General features: G+C 46.7%; 12 protein-coding genes and 1 pseudogene. 3 read left to right on the plus strand and 10 right to left on the minus strand.

Annotation, left to right across the window (positions count from 1 at the left end; all coding sequences use genetic code 11):
• Nucleotides 1-339: 50S ribosomal protein L25 (locus ACTHSP_RS14295; RefSeq protein WP_440346320.1), on the plus strand; the 339-nt coding region annotated here is incomplete at its 5' end.
• Nucleotides 340-446: 107 nt separating this feature from the next.
• Here ACTHSP_RS14295 and hscB read toward each other — a convergent pair.
• Nucleotides 447-947 carry a Fe-S protein assembly co-chaperone HscB gene (hscB, locus tag ACTHSP_RS14300; RefSeq protein WP_254322053.1) on the minus strand — a complete coding sequence of 167 codons (501 nt, stop codon included), beginning with the start codon at nt 945-947 and terminating at the stop codon, nt 447-449.
• 79 nt (nt 948-1026) lie between these two features.
• Between hscB and ACTHSP_RS14305 the strand changes: the two are divergent.
• A pseudogene (locus ACTHSP_RS14305) lies at nt 1027-1248 on the plus strand (alternative ribosome-rescue factor A).
• On the opposite strand, the gene iscA reads toward ACTHSP_RS14305, so the two are convergent.
• The 7 genes from iscA to iscR all read right to left on the minus strand — a co-directional run bounded on the left by iscA (nt 1208) and on the right by iscR (nt 4998).
• Nucleotides 1208-1528 carry an iron-sulfur cluster assembly protein IscA gene (gene iscA / locus ACTHSP_RS14310; RefSeq protein ID WP_063075834.1) on the minus strand — a complete coding sequence of 107 codons (321 nt, stop codon included), beginning with the start codon at nt 1526-1528 and terminating at the stop codon, nt 1208-1210. The pseudogene ACTHSP_RS14305 and the gene iscA overlap by 41 nt on opposite strands.
• 77 nt (nt 1529-1605) lie before the next feature.
• Nucleotides 1606-1851 (minus strand): recombinase RecA, encoded by a 246-nt coding sequence (locus tag ACTHSP_RS14315; protein ID WP_440346321.1) that lies wholly within the window; start codon nt 1849-1851, stop codon nt 1606-1608.
• Nucleotides 1852-1958: 107 nt separating this feature from the next.
• Nucleotides 1959-2345 carry a Fe-S cluster assembly scaffold IscU gene (iscU, locus tag ACTHSP_RS14320; RefSeq protein WP_003674559.1) on the minus strand — a complete coding sequence of 129 codons (387 nt, stop codon included), beginning with the start codon at nt 2343-2345 and terminating at the stop codon, nt 1959-1961.
• 68 nt (nt 2346-2413) lie between these two features.
• The gene (locus ACTHSP_RS14325; RefSeq protein WP_004519897.1) at nt 2414-2542 is read right to left on the minus strand and encodes a hypothetical protein; all 129 of its coding nucleotides are present in this window, start codon (nt 2540-2542) and stop codon (nt 2414-2416) included.
• Nucleotides 2543-2725: 183 nt separating this feature from the next.
• Nucleotides 2726-3133, minus strand: coding sequence for a hypothetical protein (locus ACTHSP_RS14330; RefSeq protein WP_440346322.1), 408 nt, complete (start codon nt 3131-3133; stop codon nt 2726-2728).
• 152 nt (nt 3134-3285) lie between these two features.
• Entirely contained in the window at nt 3286-4500 is a 1215-nt protein-coding gene (locus ACTHSP_RS14335; protein WP_063067760.1) for an IscS subfamily cysteine desulfurase, read from the minus strand.
• A gap of 51 nt (nt 4501-4551) precedes the next feature.
• The gene (gene iscR / locus ACTHSP_RS14340; protein ID WP_003680774.1) at nt 4552-4998 is read right to left on the minus strand and encodes a Fe-S cluster assembly transcriptional regulator IscR; all 447 of its coding nucleotides are present in this window, start codon (nt 4996-4998) and stop codon (nt 4552-4554) included.
• Nucleotides 4999-5355: 357 nt separating this feature from the next.
• On the opposite strand from iscR, the gene ACTHSP_RS14345 reads away from it, so the two are divergent.
• Entirely contained in the window at nt 5356-6528 is a 1173-nt protein-coding gene (locus ACTHSP_RS14345) for an alpha-hydroxy acid oxidase (RefSeq protein WP_063067761.1), read from the plus strand.
• Nucleotides 6529-6590: 62 nt separating this feature from the next.
• Here ACTHSP_RS14345 and dsbD read toward each other — a convergent pair whose 3' ends face one another.
• Entirely contained in the window at nt 6591-8396 is a 1806-nt protein-coding gene (gene dsbD / locus ACTHSP_RS14350) for a protein-disulfide reductase DsbD (protein ID WP_440346323.1), read from the minus strand.
• 218 nt (nt 8397-8614) lie between these two features.
• Nucleotides 8615-9271, minus strand: a 657-nt coding sequence (gene folE2, locus ACTHSP_RS14355) for a GTP cyclohydrolase FolE2 (RefSeq protein WP_440346324.1), incomplete at its 5' end; no start/stop codon positions are given.

Below are 9271 nucleotides of genomic sequence, written 5' to 3' on the forward strand. Positions count from 1 at the left end.
CAAATGCACCCATTCCGTCGCGAAGTTCAACACATCGACTTCCAAGCTGTAAAAGCTGATCAACCTGTACGCATCCGCGTTCCTCTGCACATTGTTAACGCTGAAAACTCTCAAGCTGTTAAACTGCAAGGTGGCCGCGTATCTCTGTTGAACACTTCTGTTGAAGTAGTTGCTTTGCCCGCAAACATTCCTGCTTTCTTGGAACTGGATTGTGCATCAGTAGTTGCCGGCGACATTCTGCACTTATCAGACATCAAATTGCCAGAAGGTGTTGAAAGCGTTTCTCTGAAACGTAACGAAAACCTGGCTGTTGCTACTGTTACCGGTAAAAAACGCTAATCGGTAGTTAATATAAGAAAACCGTATCAGATTTATCTGATACGGTTTTGTTTTGTATATAAAATCATTTGCTATAGAACTTAGGCAAATGTAACAGCATATGTACTTTATAAGATTGAAGCAATTTCATTGCGAAGCTTATTAAGAAAACGTCCATGCCGTACCCATTGTGCGGCTGATTCATAATCCTGTTGTTCAAATGCTTGTTGCAAATCTTGATATAGGTTGTTTTGTACTTCTTGGATTTCTTGATCCAGTGCTCGGATGGCATCATGGTTTTGTTCCATTTGAGCATCCATCAATGTTTCCCGCCATTCCATCTGCTGCATGAGGAATTCTGGTGAAAACGAAGTGTGTTCAGGTGCATCAGCATCGATATTTTGGCTTTTCAAGAGATAAGCAGCCCGATCAATAGGGCTTTTTAATGTGCGGTAGGCATCATTAATTGTAGAAGACATCATAACGGCTTGTTTCTGCTCAAAAGCTGAAGCAGAAGCAAATTTATCGGGATGAAAACGGGCTGCTAAAGCTCGATAGGTCTGTTCGAGTGCTTCGGTATCAATATTGAAAGATGGCTCAAGCTGGAAGAGGTTGAAGTATTGAGACATGATATTAAAGGAAAAAATCTAAAGAAGAGGATTATTTTACGATATAATCCGGAAACTGTTTATACGAAAGGAAAACAATATGACCAGTAAAGTGCAACACAATAAAGGCAAAATACGCGACAATGCTTTAAAAGCCTTAGTGAAATCCGATTTGTTCCGACACAAGGTAGAACGGAAAAGAAAAGGCAAAGGCAGCTACAACAGGTAGGAAGCGAAAAAATGGCGGGACGGTTTTGATACTGTCCCGCCATTTTTATGCCTTAAACGTGGAAGCTCTCGCCGCAGCCGCAAGAGTCTTTGACATTCGGATTTTCAAATTTGAAACCTTCCTGCAAACCTTCTTTGGTGTAATCGACTTGTGTGCCGTCTAGATAAACCAAGCTTTTTGGATCGATATAAACGCGCGCGCCGTGTTCTTCAAAAATCAGATCATCCTCGTTCACTTCATCGACAAATTCAAGGTTGTATGCCATGCCCGAGCAGCCGCTGGTTTTCACACCCAAGCGCACACCTAACCCTTTGCCACGTTTGGTCAGGTAGCCGTTGATGTGTTTGGCTGCATTTTCTGTGATGGTAATCATGCTTTTTTCCTCATTTCGCAATCATTTTCTGTTTTTCTGTTTTGCCTGTTTTTTTATTTCAGACGGCCTCTTGACGCTCAGGCCGTCTGAAAACGCTGTTTTGCCCACTCTATTGCAGCGGCAATGGCAGCTTTTGCCTGCGGACTGTTTTTCCAACAGGTCGAGCCGGTCAATTGTGCGCCCTGTTCCAAAATATCGTCCAAATCTGCCGCCGCCAGGTTGGCAACATCATCCAACCCCATTTGCTGCAAACGCTGTAATATGGTTTTACCTATGCCTTTGACAGCAAGTAGGGATTGGACTTCTTTATCAGTAAAAGGCATTTCGCTTCCTTTGATTTTGCAGGTACTGGCGCACTTATATGGCAAATTGGGCCTATCAAGCCGATTTAGGCATTAATATCTGCAAACAAAGTATCTGGCAAACAAGATTATTTGTTTTCCTGACGTTTGCGATAGTCGGCAACGGCTGCTTTTACTGCATCTTCAGCTAAAATGGAACAGTGGATTTTAACTGGCGGCAATTCCAACTCTTCGGCAATTTCACTGTTTTTGATTGCCAGCGCGTCATCCAAGCTTTTGCCTTTGACCCACTCGGTGATCAGGCTGGAAGACGCGATGGCAGAACCGCAACCGTAAGTTTTGAATTTTGCATCTTCGATAATACCCTCATCGTTTACTTTGATTTGCAGACGCATTACGTCACCGCAGGCCGGTGCGCCGACCATGCCGGTACCGACAGATTCGTCATTTTTGTCGAAAGTACCGACGTTGCGGGGATTTTCGTAGTGGTCGATTACTTTATCGCTGTATGCCATGATGTGGTTTCCTTTGTGTTTTTAGTGGTGTAAATGGTTTGTTTACGAATATTCAGACGGCCTGAAGTTTAGATTTTACACGCGCCGCCTTCGCAGCCGTCGTCGTTTTCCGAATCGACGCCGCCTTCTACGGTAACGCCGTCAAAATCTTCAAGCAGGTTGTCGAGATTGTCGAGGTCGAGTTCTTGTTCGTCCATGGGCTTGTATCCTTAATTTGAAGATTGTGGCTTTTAGGTCGTCTGAAAAGGTTTTTATGGTTTTCAGACGACCTTTTTTGTTTTTTAATGTATAGATTGTGTAGGTTATCAGACCTAACGTTTTGAGCAAGTTTACGGTTTCATTTGGTTTACAGTTCAACCTACGCTTGCTTTTTGTAGAATTTATAACTTTCTTAAACTATCAAAATCATCTTTGTTAAACTCAATTTCCGCACTTCTCTTCACTCCATCTTTATAGAATGGTGTAATCATGTATCCTCTAGGTAAAGTCTCGTTTTTAAGTGTAAATGGAACTAGAAAAGTTCTCTCTATATCAACTTGAATATTTTCAAAATCCTTAAAGAAATCATCAAATTCTTTTTGAGTTAAAGTTTTACCATCATTTGTTAATAATTTCCCAGCTTGATAAATAACAAGCCAAATGTTTGTTACTTTCTCTTCCTCATTTTCTTTAGGTCTAATTTTGACCAGTTCGTCATCTTGTTCTCCCTCTTCAATACGATAATTTTCTAACTCAACAATTGAGTATATTCCATTATTGTATTCAAAATGCTTTTCTAAAGTTTTCATTCTAGTAGTCTCCTAAGGTTAGTCAAATTAACATCAAAAATACATCAAACAACACAAGATTAAGCAGTTTAAGTTATTAACCCAACCTAAGTATGCTTGATTTGGCGTTTAGGTCGTCTGAAAAATACCTTTCAGACGACCTTTTCTTCTTATCAATGCGCCGCCCATTCAATCGAGTTCAAATCGATACCTTCTTTAAACATTTCCCACAGCGGAGACAGTTCGCGCAGTTTGCCGATTTTGGATTTAATCAGTTCTGCTGCGAATTGCACTTCTTCTTCGGTGGTCATGCGGCCGAAGGTGATGCGCAGGGAAGAATGTGCCAATTCGTCGTTGCGGCCGAGTGCGCGCAAGACGTAGCTTGGTTCGAGACTGGCAGAAGTACAGGCGGAGCCGCTGGATACGGCGAGTTCTTTGACCGCCATAATCAGGCTTTCGCCTTCGACGAAGTTGAAGCTGACGTTCAGGTTGTTTGGGGCGCGGTGTTCGAGGTCGCCGTTGATATAGACTTCTTCGATGCCTTCGATGCCTTTGAGGAAGATGTCGCGCAGTTTGCGGTAGTGTGCCATGTCTTGCTCGAGTTCTTCTTTGGCGATGCGGAAGGCTTCGCCCATGCCGACGATTTGGTGGGTCGGCAGGGTGCCGCTGCGGAAGCCGCGTTCGTGGCCGCCGCCGTGCATTTGGGCTTCGAGGCGGACGCGTGGTTTACGGCGTACATACAGGGCGCCGATGCCTTTAGGGCCGTATACTTTGTGGCCGGACATAGACAGCAAATCAACTTTGGCGGCTTCAACGTCAACAGGCACTTTGCCGCATGCTTGTGCTGCGTCAACGTGGAAAATGATTTTGCGTTCGCGGCAGATTTCGCCGATGGCAGGAATATCTTGAACCACGCCGATTTCGTTGTTTACCCACATTACGGAAACGAGGATGGTGTCTTCGCGGATGGCGGCTTTCAGTACGTCTAAGTCAACTAAACCGTTTTCTTGTACGTCCAGATAAGTTACTTCGTAACCTTGGCGTTCGAGTTCACGCATGGTGTCGAGCACGGCTTTGTGCTCGGTTTTTACGGTGATGAGGTGGTTGCCTTTGGATTTGTAGAAGTGCGCCGCGCCTTTAATAGCGAGGTTGTTGGACTCGGTTGCGCCGCTGGTGAAAACAATTTCTTTAGAGTCGGCGTTAATCAGGGCTGCAATGTCTGCACGTGCTTTTTCTACGGCTTCTTCTGCTTCCCAGCCGAAGCTATGGCTGTTGGAGGCTGGATTGCCGAAAATATCGGACAGGTAGGGAATCATTTTTTCGGCAACGCGGCGGTCAACGGGAGTGGTGGCGGCGTAGTCGAGGTATACGGGGGTTTTGACGGTCATGGTTTGCTCTTTCGTTTGGTCATCTGCCTGCGGTCTTTGCCGCAAGTCGGTTTAATGAATGTGTGTAAAGGTAACGACATGACTGCTGTCGCTGCAGTTTTTTTGTTCAATGATGCTTTGCAGCGTAACGCCGCTGAGGTAATCATTGATGGTTTTATTTAAGTTTTCCCAAAGGTCATGGGTCAGGCAGGGGGCGCCGTGGTTGCAGTTTGCTTTGCTGCCGCACTGCGTGGCATCCAGTCGGTCTTCGGCTGCGGAGATGATTTGTGCGATATTGATTTGCTCGGCGGGAGCGGCAAGGATGTAGCCTCCGCCAGGGCCGCGTAGGCTTTCAACCAATCCGGCACGGCGCAGTTTGCTGAATAATTGTTCGAGGTAGGAAAGCGATATGCTTTGTCGTTCGCTGATGGCACTGAGTTTAACAGCGCCGGTTTGCGCGTTCATCGCCAAATCTATCATGGCGGTTACTGCAAATCGCCCTTTGGTAGTCAGTCTCATGGTGTGGTTGCCTGTGTGGGCGTTTTTATTAGTGGGGGAATTGTCTAATATCTGAGTGTTTCAGTCAAGTATGTGGCGGCTCGATTTGATTGTTTGTTTAAATGGTGGCATGGGTTGATTTTAAAATCGGAAAATATTTTCTTTATTTTTCTGTAATTTGGATTTAAGGCCGTCTGAAAAAAGGCTATCAACCCTACAAATTTCAGGGTTAAAATGTTTTGATTTAATATTGATATTGATATAGATTATCAAAATTATTCTTAAAATTTAGTTGTTTTGATGGAGTAAAATAATGAGGTGTTTGAAATGTTCAGACGGCCTTGACCATCCATCTTTACTTAACAGAGGCAATCGACCATGAAATCTGATTTAAGCAAAATAACCTGTATCGAAGACTTGCGCCTTGTTGCCAAACGTAAAATGCCGCGTATGTTTTATGACTATATTGACTCAGGCTCTTGGACGGAAACTACTTATCGTGAAAACACTTCGGATTTCAAAGACATCCGTTTCCGCCAAAAGGTATTGGTTAATATGGAGGGACGCAGTCTCGAAACCAAAATGATTGGGCAGGATGTGAAAATGCCGGTAGCGATTGCGCCGACCGGTTTTACGGGTATGGCGCACGCCGACGGCGAAATCTTGGCGGCGCGGGCGGCGGAAAAATTTGGTATTCCGTTTACGCTGTCGACCATGTCTATTTGTTCGATTGAAGATGTGGCTGAAAACACCAGCTCGCCGTTTTGGTTTCAGCTTTATGTGATGCGCGACCGCGAGTTTATGGAAAACCTGATTAAGCGTGCAAAGGATGCGAATTGTTCGGCTTTGGTATTGACTGCTGATTTGCAGGTTTTGGGTCAACGCCACAAAGACATTAAAAACGGCCTGTCTGCGCCGCCGAAACCAACCATCACCAATTTAATCAATTTGGCGACCAAACCGGAATGGTGTATGAAAATGCTGAACACGGAACGTCGCACTTTCCGCAATATTGTCGGTCATGCGAAAAACGTGGGCGATTTGTCTTCGCTGTCTTCATGGACTTCCGAACAATTCGACCCGCGCCTGAGCTGGGACGATGTGGCGCGTATTAAAGATTTGTGGGGCGGCAAGCTGATTATCAAAGGCATTATGGAGCCTGAAGACGCGGAAAAGGCAGCGAAAAGCGGCGCGGACGCATTGGTCGTTTCCAATCATGGCGGCCGTCAACTTGATGATACTGTGTCTGCCATTAAGGCTTTGCCTGATGTGGTCAGCGCGGTAGGCAGCGATATCGAGGTTTGGATGGACAGCGGTATCCGCAGCGGTCAGGATATTTTGAAGGCTTGGGCTTTGGGTGCGAAAGGTACGATGATTGGCCGGGCGTTCCTGTATGGTTTGGGTGCGTATGGTGAAGAAGGCGTAACCCGTGCGCTGGAAATCCTGTATAAAGAAATGGATATTTCCATGGCGTTTACCGGTCATCGCAATATTCAAGATGTGGATTCCAGCATTTTGCGTTCTACGCGTTGGCATCAAGATGAATTTTAATTGTCGAACATAAGAAAAGGCCGTCTGAAAAACTGTTTTCAGACGGCCTTTTTTATAGACGGCTATTTCTCGTTTTTGCGATACCATTCGATGAAGGCATCGGGTTTGACAAAGCCTAATAAGGCTTCGCTATGACTGCCGTCGGCGCGGACAACAAACACACCAGGAGGGCCGAAGAGGCCGTATTCTTTCAATAAGGCCTGATGGTCGGGAGTGTTGGCGGTTACGTCGATTTGGAAGAAGCGCTGCATATCGACTGCTTCGTGTACCTGCGGTTGGTTGAGCGTGTAGGCGGCCATTTCTTTGCAGGATACGCACCAGTCGGCGTAGAAATCAATCAGCACGGGCTTGCTTGGGTCGGCTTTCAAGGCGGCATCCATAGCGGCTTTGAGTTCGCCGACATCGGTAAACATCTTGCCGTGGTCGGTTTCTTGTCCGGCTTCGGATGGCGGAACCAACGTTAAGAAGTGGTGCAGGGCGGTGGTTTGTTTATTGAAGCTTTGCCAGCCAAACCATGAGCCGCCAATCAGCAGTAAAAAGCCCAATACGGCGGCAACTGTTTTCAGACGGCCTTTTTGTTTGCCGGATTTCGCCAAAAGCATAAGGGAGGGAACAATCATCAGCAAGGTGTAGAGGCTGACTACTGCGAAGTAAGGCAGATGCGGTGTGGCAAGGTATACGGCAACGGCCAGTAAAATAAAGCCGAATGCGTATTTGATGCCGTTCATCCAGTCGCCTGCTTTGGGCAGGATATGGCCGCCGAATGTGCCGATGATGATGAGCGGTACGCCGGTGCCGAGTGCTAATGTATAGAGCGCAAGGCCACCCAATACGGCATCGCCGGTCTGGCCGATATAGCCCAGAGCAAATGCCAGCGGAGGCGCAACGCAAGGGCCGACAATCAGGGCGGACAAAATACCCATGATGAAGACGGAAATGATTTTGCCGCCGGAGAGTTTGTTGCTTTGGTTTTGGAAATAGGATTGGACGGAGTTTGGCAGCTGGATATTGAAGAGGCCGAACATGGACAGCGCCAGTACCACCATCAACGCGGCGGCAGCAAGTACGACCCAAGGCTGTTGCAGCCATACGGTCAACAGCGCGCCGGTCAAACCGGCAATCACGCCGACCAAGGTATAGGTTAATGCCAAGCCTTGTACATACACCATCGACAAGGTGAATGCGCGGCCTTTGCCGGCTTTTTTATCGCCCACGACAATACTGGAAACAATCGGCAGGAGCGGATACATACAGGCGGTAAAGCTTAAGCCCAAACCTGCGACAAAAAACGCCAACAGGTTGGCGTTTAAAGTATCCCAAGAGAGCTTGAAGCGGCTGCTGTCGGGATTGTTTGTAGCGGGCTGCGTGGACATTTGGCCGTCTGAAGAGGCGGACGGTTGCAAAAAGCGGTCTTTGGCAGAAACCGGCTCGTCGCTTTGCGGTTGGTAAACCCCGTTGCCTTTTACGTCAAACTCGGTGTCCACAGGCGGATAACACACACCCACTTCGGCACAGCCTTGATAAGTCAGCGTCAGTTTGTATTGCGGCGCGGCTTGTTTGTAAGGCAGGTCAACCTGTGCGGTATGGTGGTAAACCGTTTGTTTGCCGAAGAATTCGTCTTCTTTTTCTTCGCCTTTGCTGAATTTGGGTTCGGCCAAGACTTTGTCAGGATTGGTCGCTGCAACGATTTTGGACTGGTACATATAGTAGCCGTCAGCGATTTTGAACTGCACGCTGATGCCTTGATCGGTTACATTGACTTGAGGTACAAAGGCTTGCTCTGGAGGCAGCAAATCATTGGCATCTACTGCGAATGCGAAGCTGCTCAAGCCTAAAAATGCAATGAGGAAATAAAGGAATTTTTTCATAGTATCTACGGAGATGCCGTTGAGGAACCGTCATTATAAATGATGGAAAAAATAAACGGCTTAATTTATGTTAAATATTGCGAGAGAAATCTAATGCTTTTGAATTATATCGAAATAGGGTTGCCCATATATGACCGATAGTCTCATGTTATCGTTCAATCTATGCCAAAGGCCGTCTGAAACTTTCAGACGGCCTTTGTTTCTATTCGGCTCGGCTTTTACGGATAAGCGATATAAGCGTAAGCGGAATGGTTGTGTATCGATTCGAAGTTTTCGCTTTCGACAACAAACGACTCGATGCGTTTATCGGCAATCAGCGCAGTGGCCACATCACGAACCATGTCTTCGACAAACTTCGGATTTTCGTATGCTTTCTCCGTTACATACTTCTCGTCAGGGCGTTTGAGCAAACCGTAGAGCTGGCAGCTTGCTTGTGCTTCGACGTAATCGATGATTTCTTCAATGCCTACATCTGCGTTTGCAATCAGACTGACCGTCACATGCGAACGTTGGTTGTGCGCGCCGTATTGGGAAATTTCTTTGGAACACGGACACAATGAAGTAACCGGAACCATCACTTTCAGATTGTGGCTGTATGTACCGTTTTTGATTTCGCCGGTCAGGGTAACATCATAGTCGAGCAGCGATTGGATGCCGGAGACCGGCGCGCTTTTCTTGCGGAAAAACGGGAAGGAAACGCTGATTTTGCCGGAATGGGAATCCAGCAGGGCAACCATGTCGGCAGTCAGTTTGTGCAGCGTATCGAAATCCAAAGCATCGGTTTGTTTTTCCATCAGGGCGACAAAGCGCGACATATGCGTGCCTTTTTGGTCGGCAGGCAGGAAAACCGTCATGGTCAGGCGGGCGACGGTGGA

This window comes from Neisseria sp. P0001.S005, from assembly GCF_051963715.1.